13 protein-coding genes are annotated in these 20832 nt (G+C 47.5%); 5 read left to right on the forward strand and 8 right to left on the reverse strand.

Going from position 1 to position 20832, the window contains the following annotated elements; genetic code table 11:
• Positions 1–125 precede the first annotated feature (125 nt).
• Positions 126–3425, forward strand: coding sequence for a DUF5695 domain-containing protein (locus C0638_RS04325; protein WP_058711684.1), 3300 nt, complete (start codon positions 126–128; stop codon positions 3423–3425).
• Between the two features lie 284 nt (positions 3426–3709).
• On the opposite strand, the gene C0638_RS04330 is transcribed toward C0638_RS04325, so the two are convergent.
• Positions 3710–4756: a hypothetical protein gene (locus tag C0638_RS04330; protein WP_013369336.1), complete on the reverse strand. Its 1047-nt coding sequence runs from the start codon at positions 4754–4756 to the stop codon at positions 3710–3712.
• A gap of 217 nt (positions 4757–4973) precedes the next feature.
• Here C0638_RS04330 and C0638_RS04335 point away from each other — a divergent pair, with 217 nt between their 5' ends.
• Complete coding sequence (locus C0638_RS04335) at positions 4974–5372, forward strand: hypothetical protein (RefSeq protein WP_058711685.1); 399 nt, start codon at positions 4974–4976, stop codon at positions 5370–5372.
• A gap of 113 nt (positions 5373–5485) precedes the next feature.
• Here C0638_RS04335 and C0638_RS04340 read toward each other — a convergent pair whose 3' ends face one another.
• The 6 genes from C0638_RS04340 to C0638_RS04365 all read right to left on the reverse strand — a co-directional run bounded on the left by C0638_RS04340 (position 5486) and on the right by C0638_RS04365 (position 13629).
• A complete protein-coding gene (locus C0638_RS04340) occupies positions 5486–6313 on the reverse strand; it encodes a carbohydrate ABC transporter permease (protein ID WP_017425736.1) in 828 nt (275 codons plus the stop codon).
• Complete coding sequence (locus tag C0638_RS04345; protein ID WP_058711686.1) at positions 6310–7194, reverse strand: carbohydrate ABC transporter permease; 885 nt, start codon at positions 7192–7194, stop codon at positions 6310–6312. Before C0638_RS04345 ends, C0638_RS04340 begins: the two co-directional genes overlap by 4 nt.
• A gap of 38 nt (positions 7195–7232) precedes the next feature.
• Complete coding sequence (locus C0638_RS04350; RefSeq protein ID WP_025678010.1) at positions 7233–8513, reverse strand: ABC transporter substrate-binding protein; 1281 nt, start codon at positions 8511–8513, stop codon at positions 7233–7235.
• 109 nt (positions 8514–8622) lie between these two features.
• Positions 8623–9690: a response regulator transcription factor gene (locus C0638_RS04355; protein ID WP_058711687.1), complete on the reverse strand. Its 1068-nt coding sequence runs from the start codon at positions 9688–9690 to the stop codon at positions 8623–8625.
• On the reverse strand, positions 9687–11486 hold the full coding sequence (locus C0638_RS04360) for a sensor histidine kinase (RefSeq protein ID WP_058711688.1): 1800 nt from the start codon (positions 11484–11486) through the stop codon (positions 9687–9689). The genes C0638_RS04355 and C0638_RS04360 overlap by 4 nt, the downstream gene beginning before the upstream one ends.
• 136 nt (positions 11487–11622) lie before the next feature.
• On the reverse strand, positions 11623–13629 hold the full coding sequence (locus C0638_RS04365; protein WP_058711689.1) for a beta-galactosidase: 2007 nt from the start codon (positions 13627–13629) through the stop codon (positions 11623–11625).
• Positions 13630–13823: 194 nt separating this feature from the next.
• Between C0638_RS04365 and C0638_RS04370 the strand changes: the two genes are divergently transcribed.
• A complete protein-coding gene (locus C0638_RS04370; RefSeq protein WP_058711690.1) occupies positions 13824–14738 on the forward strand; it encodes an AraC family transcriptional regulator in 915 nt (304 codons plus the stop codon).
• A 155-nt stretch (positions 14739–14893) separates the two neighbouring features.
• On the opposite strand, the gene C0638_RS04375 is transcribed toward C0638_RS04370, so the two are convergent.
• Positions 14894–15982, reverse strand: coding sequence for a site-2 protease family protein (locus tag C0638_RS04375; protein WP_058711691.1), 1089 nt, complete (start codon positions 15980–15982; stop codon positions 14894–14896).
• Positions 15983–16316: 334 nt separating this feature from the next.
• Here C0638_RS04375 and C0638_RS04380 point away from each other — a divergent pair, with 334 nt between their 5' ends.
• Both C0638_RS04380 and C0638_RS04385 read left to right on the forward strand, forming a co-directional pair.
• Positions 16317–17267: a macrolide 2'-phosphotransferase gene (locus C0638_RS04380; RefSeq protein WP_058711692.1), complete on the forward strand. Its 951-nt coding sequence runs from the start codon at positions 16317–16319 to the stop codon at positions 17265–17267.
• A gap of 169 nt (positions 17268–17436) precedes the next feature.
• The gene (locus C0638_RS04385; protein WP_058711693.1) at positions 17437–20796 is read left to right on the forward strand and encodes a DEAD/DEAH box helicase; all 3360 of its coding nucleotides are present in this window, start codon (positions 17437–17439) and stop codon (positions 20794–20796) included.
• The last annotated feature ends 36 nt before the right edge of the window (positions 20797–20832 follow it).

Genomic DNA, 20832 nt, shown 5'->3' on the forward strand with positions numbered 1-20832 from the left:
CATCTATATGAATCTATATGAATCTATTTTCTATTAATTCTCACGCATAAGGTAGCAAAAGTATTTTTGACACATATATTAACATGTGAAGTACACTCACGAACCTTTGTTAGGAGGTTGATAGCATGGCAGTACAGCTATCTAATCAAATATTCTCCATCTCGATCGGGAATTATGGGGATATCTCTTCCTTACGTCTGACAGGAGACACCTTCAATACGAATTATGTCATGAACGGCTCCAACGCACCTAAGCAAAATACGTCAGATCATCAGTGGCTGGGTGAACTTATGTTCACCTATCGTCTCGGTAACGGGGCCTGGACTCGGGCGTGGACAAGCAATTCTGCAGATGCGCGCCAGATCACCTCTTCTGGTAACAGTGTCCAGGTGTCCTATCAAAATTCCTCAAACCATCAGGGAATACGCAACTTCACTTTACATGAAACCTATTCGTTGGTTAACGACTATTTACATTGGCAAATGAAAGTAACGAATACCTCTAATCAAACACTGGAAATTGGAGATTGGGGGCTGCCGCTACCTTTTAACGAATACTGGTCCGGCGGTAATAACGAACAAATCTATGAAACCAGGGTACTCTCTCACTCCTTTGTAGGTCACCACAGCTCCTTTATTACCGCTGGACGGCCTAGCGGCATCGGACCGTATATCCTGCTGATGCCCGATGCCTCAACGGGTGCTGGTCTCGAGTATCAGGACCACTGGAGAGTCGAGGAGCATCCAGGCAGTACATGGGCTATGGAGCAAGGTGGCTGGTCTGAGGGATTGAATGTGTTCTATATCCACTCCAATGTCATCAAAAGCACCAACCGTGGTTATCTCGGGAGCACCAGTCTGTCGCTGGCCCCTGGTGAAAGCAAAACGTATGCCTTTAAATTCTACAAGGTAGCAGACGAGCAGGCTGTAAAGGACAGGCTATACAGCGAGGGACATGTGGATGTGACTGTGGTTCCTGGGATGATTGTCCCGACCAATCTCAAGGCTAAATTCGATCTGCATACCCGTAAATCCATTACCTCTGTCACAGCGCAGTATCCCTCCGAAACGACCATCAACTATTTGGAAAATGCCCCTACAAACCACAAAATATATGAACTTACACTAGGACGATTGGGTCACAACAATATTACGGTGAACTACGGTAACGGCGAAAAAACCGTTCTCCAGTTCTATGCCATTGAGCCGGTTGACACTGCACTTCAGCGTCACTCCACTTTCATGGTCAACAGCACGCAATGGAATGTGCCTAGCGATCTGAGGGACAAGGTGTTTGACGATTGGATGATGCAATATAAGGCCAAACGCAACAGCTTTGCCGGCTACTGGGGCTGGGGCGATGATTGGGGATTAACTCACGGCCAGTTTCTGGCGGAGAAAAATGTCCAGAAGCCCGTGGCCTCTGAGATCAAGGCAGTCGATGATTATCTGGAGGTGGCTATCTGGACGAATCTGATGGAAGGCCATCATACCGATTATCTGGTCCCCGATTTCCTGATGCCGCAGCCTAATACGACACCAACGTACCGGGGCTATGCCTATCCGCACATCTATAATACGTTTTTCAGCATGTATAAACTTGCCAAGCTGTATCCCAACCTGATCAGCTATCGCAATAGCAAAAACACATATTTGCTACGTGCTTACCGTATTTTTAAAGCATTGTATGAAGGTCCTGTTGCTTATAACTGGAACACAGGGCTTATGGGTGAGCTGACCACACCGGATATAATTAAGGCGCTTCAGGAAGAAGGATTGACTACTGAGGCTAACGACATGATTGCCAAAATGGCTACCAAGTACAACAATTTCAAAAACACCACCTATCCCTATGGCTCTGAGTACAACTATGACAATACAGGCGAAGAGGCGGTGTATACACTTGCCAAAATGAACGGCAATACGACGATGATGAGTAAAATCAATGCCAAAACACACGCTGCACGCGGTCATATGCCTATCTGGTACTATTACGCCGATCCGGTCACAATCACCGGAGAAAATTGGTGGAACTTCCAGTACACCACCTCGCTAGCGGGCTATGCGATGGACGACTGGACACGTCGTTATTCGTCCAATCCCGAAGTGGACCAGCGTCTATCCTATGCCGCCAAGCTGGCGAACATCGGGGCGATTAATTCGGGACAGATCAGCTCTGATCCTGCCAATATCGGGGCAGTATCGTGGACATATCAGGCAGGCAAGGGCAATTACGGAGCCCTTGGTCTGGACGGCGGCCCTCTGTTTAACGGATGGCGCGGCATGTCCGGGGAAGCTGATCTGGGGCTGTTTGGAGCCATTAAAATCCTAAGCTCCGATGTTGCTGTCGATCCGATATTCGGCTTATTCGGCTATGGCTGTGACGTTACTGAAAGCAATAACAGCTATACGATTACTCCAAAAGACGGCGTATTCCAACGTCTGCATCTGATCACCCAGAAGCTGAGTCTGGAGCTGAACCGGGATCAATATAGCTTGGCCATCGTATCCAAGTCCAAGAACAACATCCGCCTGATGTTGAAAAATACGACACCAGACACAGCTCATACGACTGCTGTTACGATAACTGGACTCGCGGCAGGTACGTATGACGTATTGGTAGACGGTACAAAAACCGGCTCAGTCACAGCTGTTAACAATGCTGCGACTACTGCCAGACTGAATATCGATACGGCAGCCAACTACGATATCCGTATTCAGTCCAGTACAGGCAATCCGGCTCCCGCTGGGGACATTATAGCCCATTATGAATTTAACGAAACGGCCGGATCAACCGCAGCCGATTCGTCAGGTTATGGGCAGCAGGCCAGTGTAAATGGCGGCTCGTGGGGCGCGGGACGGAATGGCAATGCTCTGCGCCTTAACGGTACAGACGCCTATGCCAGCTTGCCCAGCGGAATAGTTAGCAGCCTCAATGACTTTACCATTGCCGCGTGGGTACGAGTGAACACGCATAACGGCTGGGCTCGTCTGTTTGATTTTGGAGCAGGAACAGATCGGTATATGTTTTTGACCCCGAAGGCCGAAGGGACAGGTATGCGTTTTGCCATCACTGTTTCGGGGAACGGAAAGGAACAACAACTGAACGCCCCTGAACTGGCGACAGGGGTCTGGAAGCATGTTGCCGTGACTCTGTCAGGCACTACAGGAATTATGTATGTGGACGGTATAGAGGCGACCCGTAACACGAATATGACGCTGAAGCCTTCCAGCCTTGGACTGACAGATTGGAACTACATTGGGAAATCCCAGTTTGATGATCCTTATCTGAATGGTGCGGTAGATGAGCTGATCATTTACAACAGGGCTCTGACCGCTCAGGAAATCAGGAGCTTGGCCTCGGCAAGCAGCACCATTACAGCCCATGATGTGGGAGTCCAAGCATATGCTGAGGGGGCAGATTAAAATACACCTATGCATTCATTTCATGCCATTAACGTTTTAGATTGTGAATAATTGGTATTATGAATGATTTGTACCGTGAAACATTTGCGTCGTAAATGATTGGTAACGTGAATTACTTTTGCTGATGCTTCCCATCGCCTCCGCCCCGGATTTCTTATATTAATTCTGTAATCAGGGGAGAAATCCGGGGAGATGATGCTTCCGAAGCGAGCCTTCCTATGGAACCTCTTAAAGCGACCACTTTACCGAAACAATCAGCGGCAGCTTTTCCATCAGCAGAGGAATTAGCTCCGTCTAATGCGTGTCGTTCTTGGTCTTAAGCGAACAAGTTCCTCACTGGTGAGTTGTCTAGTATAGGAGCGAGGGGAAGATCCTGTATCTACTCTGAGCACCCTGCCTGCCCCGCTGGGGCGGGCTACTCGTGTGTTGAACACCTGCATGAACCACTGTACCGGAAAGGCTATGGATAAGCGACCATCTGCCGTGCCTGCATAGTTGACCGCGGCTGCATAATTATCGGACTGTCTGAGCCATACAGAGCCGGAATCCCCGGGTAGTGATACAGGAGTTGTACCTCTAATAACCGTCTGATCTTCGAAGGTCAGTAAGCCCAACTCTCCCCCATAATTGATTTGCAGGTCCGTATAGACGGACTCTACCGTGCCATTAACCCGCCCGGTTGTACGCCCTACCTTCTTCAATTTTTCTCCTACGCGATAAGCGGTAACATGACCCGGAATGGCTCCCACTGTAGCATAACGCGGATTGAGCAGGTTATTGCGGGTCGGAAGCGAAAGCGCTGCATCAATCAGGTTCGTTCCGGTGGGATTTAAGCGCACGTAACGATACAGTCGTCCTATACGATTCTGGGCAACCGTCCCCCCATCGGCTCCGCCTGGTTGAATTGTAGCTTCCCGATTGTCTGTATTGGAAGGATTGAGGACATGGTTATTGCTAAAAAGATAACGTGTAGCCGGCTCTCCAGTTGGGGAAACGATGAGTCCGGTTGTACCGGAACCTTCAATCGTCCCGACACTGTAGCCGGCGATGACCGGGCGGATGCGCACTCTGTAGTCCGTGGCATTAGCTCTGATCTTTCCAGTCTTTACAATTCGGATAGGAACGTTCGATTTCTTTCCTAAGGCAGTGGCCGACAAGAGTCCAGTAGAAGCCGACGCTAGACGATCCGTGTACACAATGACAGCGGCTCCCCTTTTGGGATGAGCAGGGTCCCTGTATCCTACGCCAATGCCGTGGACACCAGACATTTTCAAGACACGCTTGGCCATCCGCTTTTTTACTTGAAGCGCGGCCGAGAAGGTAGCCAACATAATCATCTCCTTTTACATTCAGATGAAATATTGTATGGCTAAGGCCGCTCCGCGTTCCATTTGATCTTACGATCACTGTTGCTTCACTTGATCCAAATGGACCCCTGCGCTATCGAACTCCGTATTGAAATGTATATGAAGGTATTACAAAATATGGTATAATCACTCCCGAAATTGACATTCGCTCATTCGATTCTGATGTTCAAGGAGGTACTTCATGTTCTTAACGATATTGACCTACAGCATACAAGCAATTGTAATTTTACTGATTATCTTTACATTGGTGAGAAAAAACAGAAAAAAAATAGGCCGTGGATCACTTTCACTGCTGTTATCTCTTCTTGGTATGGCTGTTTCTTTTGAATTTGGCGATTACATATTGGGAGACCAGTTGCTTTGCTTTTTAGGATTGCCCGCCTGGTCTAACAGTGTTGATAATACTAGGTTTCACTACACCATTTATCTATCCAGTATTTTTTTTATTCCCAGTTTAATCATTGGCTATAAAAATCCTGAAGACTTTGGAGCTCTTATCGGAAGACGAGTTTCTAGTATTTATCTATTTTTGATCATCATTTCGCTTTTATTTTTTATAATAAGCTGTTTGTCGAAGTGAAAGTTGGATCTGCGTCGTTCCAAAACAAGAGCCTTCCTTAATTATAGGAAGGCTTTGATATTTATGTCATGGGGATGATGGGAAGTACCATCCGCCTGCCCACCGTCTCCACCTTATCCCTTAACCGCTCCCTCCGCGATGCCTTCCATAATGAATTTCTGAAAGAAGGCATAGATCAGGATAACCGGGATAGAGGTCAGCACGAGCGCGGCCAGAATAAGCGACCAATCCTTGTTGTACTCTCCAAACAGCATATTGGTCGAGAGAATCAGGGTGTAATGGTTCACATCCGTCAACATCAGAAGTGGAAGCAAAAAGTCATTCCAAATCCACAGGAAATCCAAAATAGCAATCGTGACGGTGATCGGCAGCAGCAAAGGAAATATAATGCGAAAGAACGTTTGGAACTCATTGCACCCATCCATTTGCGCAGATTCTTCCAGCTCACGCGGGATGGATTTGACGAATCCGTGATACAAAAAGATTGCCATGTTCACACCCAAGCCGATATAGATCAAAGCCAAGCCGTACGTACTGCCTTGAACAGACAAATCCTTTGCCATTCGTGTAAGCGGTATCATTATAGAGTGGAACGGCACCAGCATGGAGGCAACAAACAGGAAAAAAATTGCACTGCTCAGTTTTCCACTTGTACGAGACAGCTTGTAGCCTGCCAGTGCCGAACAGACCACGATTCCGCCAATGCCGATAAAAGAAATAATCGTGGAATTCAGAGCGCTGTTCAGCAAATGGGTCTGATGAAAAGCCTGACTGTAATTTTCAAAGTGAAGCTTCGTCGGCAACGCCGTAAAGGATGCAAACATCTCGCCCTGTGTTTTAAACGAATTAATGACTGCCATGTAGATCGGGAAGAAGGACACGACTGCGCCCACGCACAGCATCAGCGTGATCAGCAAGGAATTGGCTTTTTTCAGCCTCATGCCTCCACCTCCCTCTTCTTCATGACACGCAGTTGGATCAGAGTAAAGATTAGCACAATGGCGAACAAAATAACGGATTTAGCGCTCGCATAACCATAGCGGAAGTTGTTGGAGAACGCTTCCTCATAAATGTTCATCGTAATCACCTGTGTACTGCGTCCCGGTCCCCCTCCAGTCAGTCCATACACGACCTCATACACCTTGAAAGCACCGTTAAGTGTCAGGAAGAAACAGATCGTAATCGCGTGGGTAATCATCGGCAGCGTCACACTTCTCAATGTCTGAAATGCGTTTGCCCCGTCAATAATAGCAGCCTCCTTCAAACTTTGTGGTACACCCTGAAGCGCAGCCAGATAGATGATCATCATATATCCCACACCATTCCAGAGCGAGACAATAATGATGGAAAAGAACGATACTTTCGGATCGCCCAGCCATGATTGACCTAAAAAGGCGATGGCCGTCTTTTCAGCGATTTGCGGTAGTACGGAGGAAAAAACGAATGTCCACATAAATGCGCTAATAATGGTACTGATCATATTAGGCATAAAAAATATCGTCCGAAAAAATCCTTTGCTGCGTGTGCGTGACTCAATCAACACTGCCAGTACTAGCGCAAGTACATTTTGCAGCATGATCATGACCAATACGTATTTAAGTGTAAACCAAAGAGAATTGAGAAAATCGGGGTCTTCCTTCAAGGATTCCACGAAATTCCCCAAGCCGATAAAGTTGTAATTGGGATTCAATCCATTCCAGTCTGTAAAGCTGTAGTACATACCGCTGATCGTTGGAATAAGCAGAAAGATGGCGTAAAAGATTAGTGCCGGAGCAGTAAACGCCAGCAGCATGACGTATTTTTTGTAGATTTTAAAAGGCATGGAGTCTCTCCCTCCCGATGTCATTCTGTAGGTTAACGCTACTTGTTCACTTTGTTATACGATTTCCATGCCTTATCCAGCGCCTTAATGACGTCATCCTGCGAGAGCTGGCCAGCATAATAGGATTGTAGCGATTTGCCTGCCTCATCCTTGACCGCCTGCGGAATTGATGGATCTTGGTACGACTTGCCTGCTTTCACATATTCGGTAGCATCATTAACCCAAGGATAGCTCTTAAACGTATGCACTTTGGAGATGGGGTTAAATTTCAATGCTTCATAGAACGCGCTGGAATCCTTGTCGTCCAACACATAGTTAACAAAATCGAGCGCAACCTCCTTATTCTTGCTGGTAGAGGATACAGCCAGCGAAGTCGAAGTGGACAGATTGATCAGGGTCGCATTAGGATCGTCATTAATCGGCAGAGGTGCTACTCCAAATTCCATCTTCGGATCAGATTTTAAAATCGTTTCCGCAAACCATGGTCCCTGAATCCACATTGCCGCTTTACCCGAAGCAAATGCCGCCGATCCATCATCCCCGCCAATTTCCAGCGCCTTGTCTGTGCCATTGCTGTTCACCAGATCAATAATATCGAACATGCTCTTCATTTCGGAAAAAGAACCTTTGTCCTGATTCATCCGTTCGATAAAATCTTTATTCTGTGTGTTCATCATCGCACCTGCTGTGAGCGGCACAAACAGCTGTGGAATCCAGGATTCCTTGTAAGACAACAGGAACGGTTTCACATTGTTCGCTTTCAGCTTCTCGACGACAGCCTTCATTTCGGTCAACGTTCCTGGCGGCTTCAAATCCAAATCCTTAAATATCTTTTTGTTGTACAAATAGCCCCAGGAGATCGTTTCCAAAGGAACCGCTACGACTTTGCCGTCTTTCGTCGTCACCGAAGGCTTTACACTATCCATCAATTTACTGACGAATGGCTGACCAGACAAATCCTCCAAGTATCCCGCTTTGTAAAACGGTGGAATTTCATTCACCGCATGCAGTGCGAATACGTCCGGTGCATCGTTGGAAGCGAGTCTTGTCTTCAGAATTTGTGCGGCATTGTCAGCAGGCGGCATCTCTAGCTGAACGGTGACGTCGATATTTTTATCTTTCTTCTCTTTGGCTACAAACGCATTAATGTATTTATCGTAGTGCTCCTTTAAGCGGGGCTGAGCAATAAACATTTTGAGATTTACAGTTTTTCCGTCTCCACTGGAACCGCTGCTGTCACTGCCTGAAGAATTCGCTCCACATCCGGCCAACAACGTGCCAACCAGCATTGTACTCAATACACCTTTCCACATTTTCATGCAAAATGACCTCCCCTAAGTTGAAAATCTCATTTTGTATACGCTTTCATTATAGGATGGGAGGTCACTTCTGCCATTGGACACCCTTAACTTATTGGATTGGATTTTTTTAAACTTCCTTTCTCATTTCACCGGGGGCCATGCCAAAATGCTTTTTAAATACCCGATAAAAATAAGACACATCTTCATACCCAGCCATTTCTGCAACGGCTTTAATTGAAATCTGTTTATTGGACAGCCATTCCCGCGCCTTTTCCATTCTCCGTTCTACAATGTAGTCCGTTACATTCTGACCATACTCCTGCTTGAATACCTTGCTCATATATTCCTTGCTCACAAAAAAGTTTTTCGCCAACTGCTCCAGTGTAATCGGCCCAGCAAAGTGACTGTCGATATACCGCCGTACCTCCTCCAAATTCAGCTTATTTTTGTATTTCCGTTGCCGAATCAGCTGATCCAGTTCCTGAACATAGCATGACGATACGAATTCCAGCGCATGTTCTACAGAGGATAGGGCAGCCTGCGAAAGCGGAAATCGTTCCTTTGCCGTAGAAGTATCCAGCCCGTTATCCGCTGACAGCTCTTTCAGCAGGGAAAGCAACTCCTGTACCAGCCTGCCCAGCATAGGTTGACTTGGTGCTCCATAACTCTCCAGCTCCTGCACAACCTGCCTGCATGTTAAGTTCACCCCGTCACGATTCAGCTCATTAAAATAAAGACGCAGCAGTTGCTTATACCGGGTTAACTTGTGGAAAAACTCATAATCCAGTTCTGTTACTTCTGGCTGCTGTTCGGCCGCCTTGACCTCCAGATCGTTTTTGCATTTGAGCAGCACCGCATTCAGCTCGACAGGATTGACAGGCTTGAGCAAATAATCAACAGCCTTGTAACGGATCGCATGTTTGGCATACGCGAAATCATCATAACCGCTCACGACAATGATTTTCACATCAGGACATTGGTTATTTAGCGCTTGCAGCAGCTCTACTCCGTTCGCACCCGGCATGTGCATGTCCGTAATCACAATGTGGGGAGCTAACTCCCCGACCAGCCTGAATGCCTCGTCTCCATCCTCAGCCTCACCCACTACTACCATTCCAAGCTTTTCCCATGTGCCAAATGTCTTCAAAATATCGCGGTTCCACGGCTCATCGTCAACGATTAATACCCTGATCATATTTTGCCCTCCTCTGCTGAGATAAATGGAATACGAATAGTGACACATGTACCGACTCCCTGCTCACTATCTATAGTCACTCCATAATGCACTCCAAAATTCATTTGTATGCGTGAAGCCACATTGCTTAATCCGATATGACTGCCCTGCGCCCAAATTGGTTCCTCCGATGCGTTTTCCAGCTTAGCCCGAACTTTCTCCAGCTTGTCCGGGGGCATACCGTTACCATTATCGCTGACCGTAATGCACACTTCTTCCTTCATAATTTCCACGCGGATTGCCATTCGCCACGCCCCTGCCTTGCGATCAAGACCATGCTGAAACGCATTTTCCAACAATGGTTGAAGCGATAGCTTGGGCAAACAAATATCCATCGCCTGCTCTTCTGTCTCCACCTGAAATACTAATCTTTGCGGAAAACGGCGCTGCTGGATACGCATATAATGTCCCACATGATCGAGTTCTGCACGCAGAGAGGCCATATCCTGAGGCTCACGTACCACGTAACGGAACATCTCACTCAGCGAACGAATGACTTCATAGGTATCCTCCGGCTTTTGCGAAAACACCATACTTCCGATCATTTGCAGCGTATTTTGCAGAAAATGAGGATGAATCTGCGCCTGGAGCGCTTTCAATTCAGCCGTCTTTTTTTGCAAATTGATACTGTATTCTGTCTGGATATGCTCGCGTATTCGGCCTGCCATCCCATGTAGACTTCTTTCCAGTAACCCAATTTCATCCGGTCGTGTACTTGGCTCTCCAACTGGCCCCTTGATCATATCAAGCTCCTGCACCGAACGCGCCAAATGGACAATCGGGCGTGCAGTCCGCCATGCGATGAAAACGGCAATGCAGATGGAAACCAGGATTGAAATCACGCCTACGGCAATACCATACAGCATGGTTGAAAAGGCACTGTGGTTAATGGAGGAAGTCGGTACGATTTTGACCAGTTTCAGTCCAACTACATCCAGATCATTGTAGAACACATAATGTTCGGCAGTTTGAAGCATCCCGTGGCCCGGCTTAACATCACGAAGAGCGGTCAGTACTCCTGGAGGAGGAGGCGACTGACGAGCCTGCGTTGGATACATGACCCTGCCATCCCCATCTGTAATCAATACCTGGTGCTGATCCCCACGTCCCAACAGACCCAGCGTCTGATCAAATTGTGACCATAGCACCTCCAATGAAATAGCCCCCGTCTGCTTCTGGTCTTCAAAACGCCGAATACTGCGTGTCAGTGTAAAGCGATCAGGATCTGCAGGGCTTGATCGAATCGAATAATCCTTGTTCGCTTGCCACATCTCGGCGTACTGCGAGGGAATACCGCCCACTGTCGTAATTTCATTTTGCATACTATTAAAGGTAAATAGGGTTTGCGATTGCTTCAGATACAGCTGAATACCAATGACATGACTCCCGGCTGAATAATATACATTCGCCAGCGTATTCAACATTTTTCGCTGAGCATTAAATTGGCTTGAAAGATTGTCAGGCTCGCGTTCATTCAAATAATCGCTTAGATCAGGGCTGATCTGAATGCTGTAAATCAGATGATTCAGACGATCTAACTGGTCGCTGATATAAATGCCCGTCCATTTCATATTGGACATGTTCGTCTCGACCACTTCGGTTTCCATAGATGCTCTGCTTTTCTCCACAGCCAGCACCGTGACAGCAATGACAGGCACAACAGACAGAACTATCATCGTCAAAATCAGTTTGAGCTGAATGCTGCTTCGATACGGGGCCGTCAGCGCCCGGAACCAGCGGACTGCTCGGGTTGGCATAGCGATGCACTCCTCTATTCAGCCATATGCGAAAACGCCCCGCAATTCGCAGGGGCGCTTCAATGTGCCGGATCGTTACGGCGGGATACCTATTCTGATATTATTCGTACGTCGATTTCAACTCATTATTCATCATTTACGCTTCTTCGATAATTATAACACTCCAAGGCTTCAATTGGAGCAATTGTCCATGGGTAACCGCCTGCTCTCCGATCAGCTCCTTGCCGTCTCCGTGCGGATACACCACCGAGCCTGCTTGTTCTGAATAGTTAAAATAGTACCGAATCGTTCGTCCCAAATCATTCGTACCGGACTTAACAATGATCGGATAAGAAGCTTCCTGATCCAGTCCCCATACGCCTGCCTTTTTGGCTACAGAGCTGAACAATTCGCGGATGACCGCCGAACTGACGATACAGCCGATGTAGGTCGCCGTTCCCTGACCATAGCGATTTTGCGTAATCGCAGCATATTTGCCCCAATGCGGGTGATCGTAATAGGCTAATACTTCGGCAGTCGTCGGCGTTATCAGCTCCATCCACGTATCTACCTGATTGTCCTCTTCTGCCACTTTAAAAGGATTATCCTTGAGTGTCACATTTTTCGGCTCCACAAACAAGCTGTAATGAATACCACACGCTTCGCTAATCACGCCCGGCTGCTGCGATGTTCTCACCTGCACATGTTCGTCGGTAAATCCGCTGCGGGACGTGTATACCACATGACCACCTTGTTCGACATATCGGTTCAGCTTTTCCAGCAGTGCATCTGGCGCAGAATACAGACTCGGAACGATCAAGAGATCATAGTCATCAAACGATTCTGTACCCGGATGGACGATATCTGTCCCAATATTCAGCTTATACAGCTCGTCATACAGACGGCGTACGATGTCATTGTAATTCAGTGGGCTGTTCATATTAAACTTGAACCAGTTAATGGATGTCAACGCTTCGTTGCTAACCAGGATAGCTGTTTTATTTTTCTTTTTCAGATTGACCAGATGCGTGGACAGTCTTGCAAAGTCCTTCCCTATCGTCTGTGCTTCCTCATACACAGGATTCGGTTCAAAATCATGGCTAAGCAGACCCTTCCAGTAGGTTTCGAAGGAATTATGAATGGAATGCCAGTGCCAGTAAGCTACCATATTGGCCCCGGAAGCCAGATGACTGAACGCTTGCAGACGCAATTGTCCCGGATAAGGAACCCAGTGTGTAAACGCCTGCGCCTCCGTTTCCAACACTAAGTAATTATTATGTTTTGTCGAACGTGCCACATCACCACCGAAAGAGATTTCAATTCCAGTCAAATCATCTTGTGATGGATGGTAAATATCGACACCCGTCACATCAAACGCTTCAGATGCAGCAAAGTGATCCACGTCCGGCTGGATTCCAAAGGAATGACCTCTCCACTCAAAATCAAAATTTTGCGTAACAAATTGGTCTTCCCGCTTATATTCATTGACAATCGCGACCTGCCAGGCCAGGAAGTCCGTCACCAGCTTGCGCTGGAACTGGGAAAAGGCCGCTCCCAAACTTCCATTAATCGTTCCGACCACCGAAGGGAAGTCCTCCCAGCTATTGATGCGATTGCTCCAGTAATCCAAGCCAAATTTGCGGTTCAGCTCCTCCAGTGATTCAAACCGCTCCCGCAAATACTTCACAAACTGTAATTGCACATTGGGACCGCTCGTATTGTAATGCTTCGTCTCGTTATCTGTCTGAAAACCAATAACTGCCGGATGCTGACTTACCCGTCCAATCAGCTTGCGTATGATTCGCTCAGCATGGAACAGATACACTGGGTTCGTAATGTCCATAATCTGACGAGCCCCGTATTTGCCCGGTCCCTGAGGTGTTGTCGCTAAGACATCGGGATGCTCCTTCACCAGCCATGTGGGTACGGCATAGGTCGGCGTGCCCACAATGACCTCAATACCCGCCTTATGCATGGCGTCCAGCACCCGATCCACGGAGGTGAAATCAAACACTCCGTTCTGCGGTTCATGTGTACTCCAAGTAGATTCGGCTATCCGCACTACGTTGATTCCCGCATCCTTCATCATTTGGATATCTTGATCCAAACGGTCATAAGGCATATATTCATCATAATAAGCAACACCGTACAATAGCTTTTTCATCGAGTCGTCCTCCAATAAGTTTAATGCTTCCTGATTACAATATGGTGCCGCTTTCAAAAATACTATATATAAACGATTTTTTATGTAAAAGCATGTATTACAGCACTTGTAAGCGCTCTTTTATTATAGATGAATGTTAGGTACAATGAGATTGTCTAAGCGGTGTAAAATTTGCCCTAATCGAAGGTGATCTGATGATATTAAATCCGGATGTTGATCCAGCTCTATTCCATGATTGCCAATGGCTACCCATTATTGACTGGAATGTGAAATTTTTTGGCGCTCATATTCATCGGGTCAAAGCGGATTGGTGCATGCCCGAGGAATCTCATATCGGTTTTGAAATTGCTCTCATTTTAGAAGGCCGTCAGGAAACGATAATGGAGAATAACGTATACTCGGTGGGAAAGGGCGATATTTTAATGATTCCACCAGGATTCAAGCATGTAACTCAGTGTGTATCCCCGGATGGAATGTATTATTTTAGCACCCATTTTAATGTTGATGATCCGCTGTTCCGTCAAGAAATGATTAAGAACAATCAGCTCTTTTTCCCGGCAGGCACTGAAACCAATACCAAGCTGCAAAAGGTGGTCCATAGCTGGATTAGCATGGTGCGAGAGAACGGAGAATATACGACAGCGGACCGCTTTCGCATGCAGATTGCTTTGTTCGAGCTATTCGGGATATTCTCGCAAATGATTTCTACGGGATTGGAGCCGAGAATTGCACCTTCATCCGTTCAATATGCCAAGGCCATTATGGAAGCAATTCAATCGAGGTTCAAGCCTTATCGGGAGGATGAATCTGGCGAGCAGACATTCCGGCTTGAAGATGTGGCGGCTTCCCTTGGGATCAGTCCAGGCTATGCGCAGGAAGTGTTCCGCAAGGTCTACGGCTATTCACCACGTCACTATCTATCGGAGACCAAGCTGCATGAGGCTAAGGTGCTGATCCAGCAACCCAATCTACCGCTAAACAAGGTAGCTTCCCTACTGGGTTACTCCAGTCTGGCTCATTTCAGCAGACAGTTCAAGCGCTGGACAGGTACTAGCCCGCTAAAATACCGCCAGACGTTAAAACCGATTACGGATGAGCAAAGGAGCTAGACATAAGGAAGGATAACAATGGCTCCACTGCGTTAATCATATGAAAAAGAGCACGACACCGTATATTGCGGCTGTCGCGCTCTTTTTACTTTATTTTCTAATGAGTTTCATTGCCTTAATAATCTATATTGATGGTGAAGTTCCTATCCTGCGAATCATAGCCTGATATCTCCTATGTGCTGATGTACTACATACATCATCCCCATCAGGAATAAGGCCAATCCCAAGTACCCGATTCCGAATTTCCAGCGTGATGCAGCGGGTACTTCGTAATATTTATCATTTTCAAACGGAATGTAGTCAATCCCACACAGCAATCTGAGCTGATACGCATCCGGGGTCGGTATATGTTCTACACCGTTCAGCCATACATGCTGGACAAGACACTGCTGGGGCAGCAGAAGCGTATGCTCCACATCCAGACTTTCCATATATACCGTTACATATTGCTGCCCCTCCAGATCCGAGTAGGTATTAAAGGATAGTCTGCGCGTATGCTCCGGCCCAGGCAGCGGATATCCTTGCTCATACAAATGCTGTACGTCAACCAGCGGCTTCTGTAATAACGATTGAACCTTGACGTCTTTTTTATTGCGTTTGACATATTTTTTGTATAGATCATAGGCAAATAATGCCCAAATAAAGAAAAATAAAATGGATTTCAAATACACAATCACTACAATCCCACCCAGTAGGCCCACCAGCCATAACCAGCGTGTCACTGCTGTAGAAATCCGTCCTCCATCGAGCGGATGAATCGGCAGCAAATTGATCAGGTTCAGGAAAAAACCGATATATGCTAGTGCATACAAAAGTGGACTGTCTGTTGCATACGCTCCTGCGTATACTACCATAGCCCCAACCGTCCCCAATAACGGGCCGCCCATGGCTACGTAAGCCTCTGTCTGGGCATCCAAAGGATGTCGTTTCATGGTGATTAACGCACCGAGAAAAGGAATAAATAACGGTGTCGACACCGGAAGCCCCTTGCGTTTGGCAGCCAATACATGCCCCAGCTCATGCACAAATAACAGCAACACGAACCCAACCGCAAATCCCCACGGGTATATGATCGCATACGTGCCAATCGTAAATGCCATAGAGATCAGCGCACCGCCAAATTTACTGAATTTTAAAAGGGCAAGTAACGATTTGCCTTTCAACAGGAGCAATGCTGCTGCACTACCAAGATACCATTTGGATGAGCCGGATTTGGAATCGGTTTTATTGTCTTCTTTTTGCAAAAGTATCCGTCTCCTTTCTCTAATACTTCCATTGTATCTTGCAATGTGCAGGTTGTAAAAACTTCTCTAACCCACAGATAAGCGAACTTGGGAAGCTATGTACATTATTCCGTATATTGTAGACATCTGCCAATGTCGAATGGTATATTGGTGCTGGGTTAGATACCCTATTTTGTAAAAGGAGGTTTGCTCATTCATGTGTACTCACTACATGCGTCTCAGATAAAAGGATAGACTTCTCCATGAAGCTCAACCTGTTTTTCACATGAAGGGTTGACGCTTGTTTAAGTTGTCTTTTTTTAAGACTAAATCTGAACAATGAGGTGTGTTTCATATGACTGAAAACCGTCCCTTGACTAACTCAAAAGATGTTAGCGATATATTGGCCCTTGCCCAAAGCAACGGGCTTCACATACGACATGAAGGATTGGAGCTCAACGAGTCCGGGCTGGATTTCCGGGCCCTATTCGCCAAAGACGTTCAGGGTACCCCTTGGGTTCTACGTACACCGCGACGAATAGATGTGATCCAATCAGCCGCTTACGAGCACAAAGTGCTTCGGTTGATTCGTGATATGCTTCCTGTAGCGGTACCGGATTGGCAAGTATATAGTCCAGAGTTCATCGCCTATCCTCAGCTGGAGGGCACTCCTGCCGCTACTATTGATATGGAAACAAAAAGCTATGTATGGTTCATCAACCCTGACGCTCTGACAGATAGATTCGTTGCTTCGCTCGCTAAAGCCTTAGCCGCGTTGCACCAGACGGATCACCGACGGGCAACCGATTTCGGTATCCGTGTAAAGCATCACGACGAAGTTCGGCACTTAATGGCTCAGCGAATGGAAGAAACACGGCGCGTCTTTGGTGTATCCGGGGAGCTGTGGCAACGATGGCAGGCCTGGCTGGCAGATGATAGCTACTGGCCGGAATATTCCGTTCTTGTCCACGGCGATCTGCACCCAGGCCATATTCTAGTCTCATCGAATACAGAGGTTACTGGAATGCTGGACTGGACCGAGGCCGAAGTAGCTGATCCAGCGATTGATTTTACGAGTTACTATACTTTGTTCGGAGAAGTAGAGCTTGCTCGTCTATTGAAGTTTTACAAGGCAGCAGGCGGACGTGTATGGCCGCGTATGAGCGAACACATCATTGAACTGACCGCGGCTTACCCTGTGCTTATCGCCGAATTCGCCCTCAAATCCGGACTAGATGAATATATGGAGATGGCACGTAACGCGCTGGGTGTCCATAAGCAAGAAGAAGGACTGCCCGACATATAATATAGCTGTAGCCACCTGGCAGACTTTGGTTCAATGACGGACCAAGGCCTGCTTTTTTTCTGTCCTCTCTCCTTGTTCGTAAAATTACATTCCGTACTCAAGTGTCTTTCCCCCTGTCTGTTCTGTTATCATGTAGAAAACGGAATAACTCAGGAAAGGATTACGAACCATGAGTTTTGAACTTACCCGGCGAGCGATCAGACAACTATGCAGTCAATCTGCTTACGACGACGGGGATGCCTATTACCGGGCCAAAAAGGTGGCCTTTACACAGATAGATCATAATGAAGGTGTGTATGAAGCTACAGTCAAAGGAAGCGGCTTTTATGCTGTTGCTGCGATGATCCGGCCCAACGGCAGTATCCGCGCGGAATGCACCTGTAGCTCATTTCAGACCACCGGACGTTATTGCAAACATATTGCCGCTGTTCTCCTAAATGCCTATGATATGCGACGTGGGAAAAGTGTGTCCGTACGTTCCTATGTCTCCAGACTTCATCCCGGCACTGCCCCAGATCCAGCGGGAAGCATGGGTGCAGACGGGATATCTCCAGATGCCTCAAATGAACACACTACCAGAACAGCACGATCCTCAGGCATCACACAAGGGGATCTCCAGCTGACCGACAGTATGTTAAAACTATTCGGCCGCAAGAGACCGCTTCGCAGCACACCTGCGCTGCTGGATACTCGCGCGATCTTGGATTTCCAATTTGTCATCCGGCCTTTTGCCTACGGTTACCAAAAATATATGTTTGGATTGGAAATGAAGGCTGGACCCAAACGATTATACATCGTTCAGAAAATCCGCCCGTTTCTGGATAGCATTGACCGTGGGGATAGCTACATGTTCACGAAAAGCTTCTCTTACGAGCCGGAGCTGTACCGCTTCCGAGCTGAACATGACGCTATCCTCCAGCAATTATCCCAGGTATGCCACCAGGAGCGCATGATTCGGGAAACCTCTGGTACGTATTCAGCCTCCGGCAGTCATATGAGTGGCGAGCGAATGCTTCTCATCCCGCCCGCAGCCTGGGATAGGCTGCTCCCCTTGCTGACAGCAGCACAGGGCGTCTACTTTGAAATTCACGGAAACATGAGCGAAGGTATCCCCCAGTCCGACCTGATGCTTCCGCTGCAATTTGAATTTGATGAGACCGAAGCCACAAGTGAAGGCTACCAGCTAAGCATTCAAGGATTAGATGACTTGACCATCATGGAGGACTACGGTGTCGTCATTGCCGATGGCAAGCTTGTCAAGCAGAAGGCTGATTCCTTACGGCGTTTGTCCGAGCTTAAACGGATGGTCGAAGTACATCACAGACGAGCAGTCCAGATTGCACCAGAACAGATGGAATCATTTATGGATAAGGTCGTGCCCGGGTTAATGAAGCTTGGACGTGTCCATATGACACGTGCTGTCTCAGATCGGGTCGCCCAGCATCCGTTGAAGGCCAAGCTGTATCTGGACCGGGTAAGAGACAAGCTGCTGGCAGGACTGGAATTCCAATATGGAGACATCATCATCAATCCGTTGGAAACAGATGCACGAACGCCAGGTAACGATCATATTCTGATACGTGATGGGGAACAGGAGCAGCGGATTTTGGAACTGATGGAGCATAGCTCCTTCGCCAGAACAGACAGCGGATATTTTATGGAAGATGAAGATGCAGAGTATGACTTTTTGTACCATACTGTTCCGCAACTGGAAAAGCTACTGGACGTCTATGCCACAGGTGCAGTCAAAGCGAAAATCAATAATACGCTACCTGTCCCAAGAATACGAGCGGAATGGGACGAACGTACAGATTGGCTTGAATTTAAATTTGATATTGAGGGTATACCAGAATCGGAAATTCGCAAGCTGCTCCAATCGCTGGAAGAAAAACAGAGATATCACCGTCTGCCGAATGGCGCCTTGCTACCGCTAGAAACAGAGGAGTACAAGGAGTTAATTCGGTTCATGAACGAAACAGGTATCCGCAAAAGCGATCTGGATGCAGCGCAAATTCGGATCCCAGTCACACAGGGGCTGTACTTGATTGATCCTCACGATCATGTGAAAAATCTGACCTTGGGTAAAACCTTTCGCCAGCTGCTAGAAAATATACGCAATCCTGATCATCTTGACTTTCCCGTACCCGTCACGCTCGCCCCAATCTTAAGAGATTATCAGGTCTACGGTTTTCAATGGCTTAAGACCTTGGCACATTACCGTTTTGGAGGTATTTTGGCAGATGATATGGGGCTGGGCAAAACGCTGCAAAGCATTGCCTTCCTCGTCTCTGTATTGCCGGAGATTCGCAGTCAACAGCTTCCAGCCATGATTGTATCCCCTGCATCACTGGTGTACAATTGGCGGAATGAACTGGAGAAATTCGCCCCGCATATCCGCGTCACTATTGCCGATGGCAGCCCGGAGGAACGAGGCCGGATTATACGGGATGGCGCCAGTTACGACGTCATTATTACATCCTATCCGCTGCTACGGCGCGATGCAGAAGTGTACAGCAAGCCATCGTTTCATACGCTTATTCTGGACGAGGCGCAAGCGTTCAAGAATCATGCCACCCAGACGGCACAGGTAGTTAAGGATGTACAAGCCCGTTACCGCTTTGCCCTGACAGGAACGCCTATCGAGAATACGTTGGAAGAACTATGGTCCATCTTCGACGTTGTATTTCCTGAGCTATTTCCCGGCGGAAAAAGAGCATTTCACAACCTGCCTCGCAATGTGATTGCCAAGCGGGTTCGTCCGTTCCTGCTGCGCCGTCTGAAGAGCGATGTTCTTAAGGAACTGCCGGAAAAAATCGAATCCGTGCAGGTATCACGGCTTCTGCCGGATCAGAAAAAGTTGTACACGGCTTATCTGGCCAAGCTACAGCATGAAACGTTGAAGCATCTCAACGAAGAAGGATTTCAGAAAAACCGGATCAAAATTCTAGCAGGTCTGACCCGGCTTCGTCAGCTCTGCTGTCATCCGGGCTTATTCATAGAAGGATATACGGGAAGCTCGGCCAAATTTGAACAACTGCTGGAGATTATTACGGAATGTCTCGGCTCCGGGAAGCGGATGCTCATTTTTTCACAGTTCACTACGATGCTTCAAATGGTCGGACGCGAGCTTTCCCGTGAAGGGGTTCCCTACTTTTACCTGGATGGACAGACTCCTGCCCCCGAACGAGTCGAGCTGTGCAGTCGCTTCAACGAAGGAGAACGCGAGCTGTTCCTGATTTCCCTCAAGGCAGGAGGTACGGGTCTGAACCTCACCGGCGCAGATACCGTTATTCTATATGACCTGTGGTGGAATCCCGCTGTAGAAGAGCAGGCTACCAACCGTGCACACCGAATGGGCCAGAAAAAAGTTGTGCAGGTTATTCGGCTCGTCGCCCAAGGTACGGTAGAGGACAAAATGTATGAGCTACAGCAAAAAAAGAAAAACCTGATCGACCAGGTCATTCAGCCGGGGCAAGAAAGCCTTTCAGCACTGACCGAGCTGGAGATTCGTGAGCTGCTCATGATCTAACCAGCTCTTCCACGCTTATTTTTACGATACTGACAC

It is taken from the genome of Paenibacillus sp. lzh-N1, assembly GCF_002872435.1.
Taxonomy (GTDB): Bacteria; Bacillota; Bacilli; order Paenibacillales; family Paenibacillaceae; genus Paenibacillus; species Paenibacillus polymyxa_C.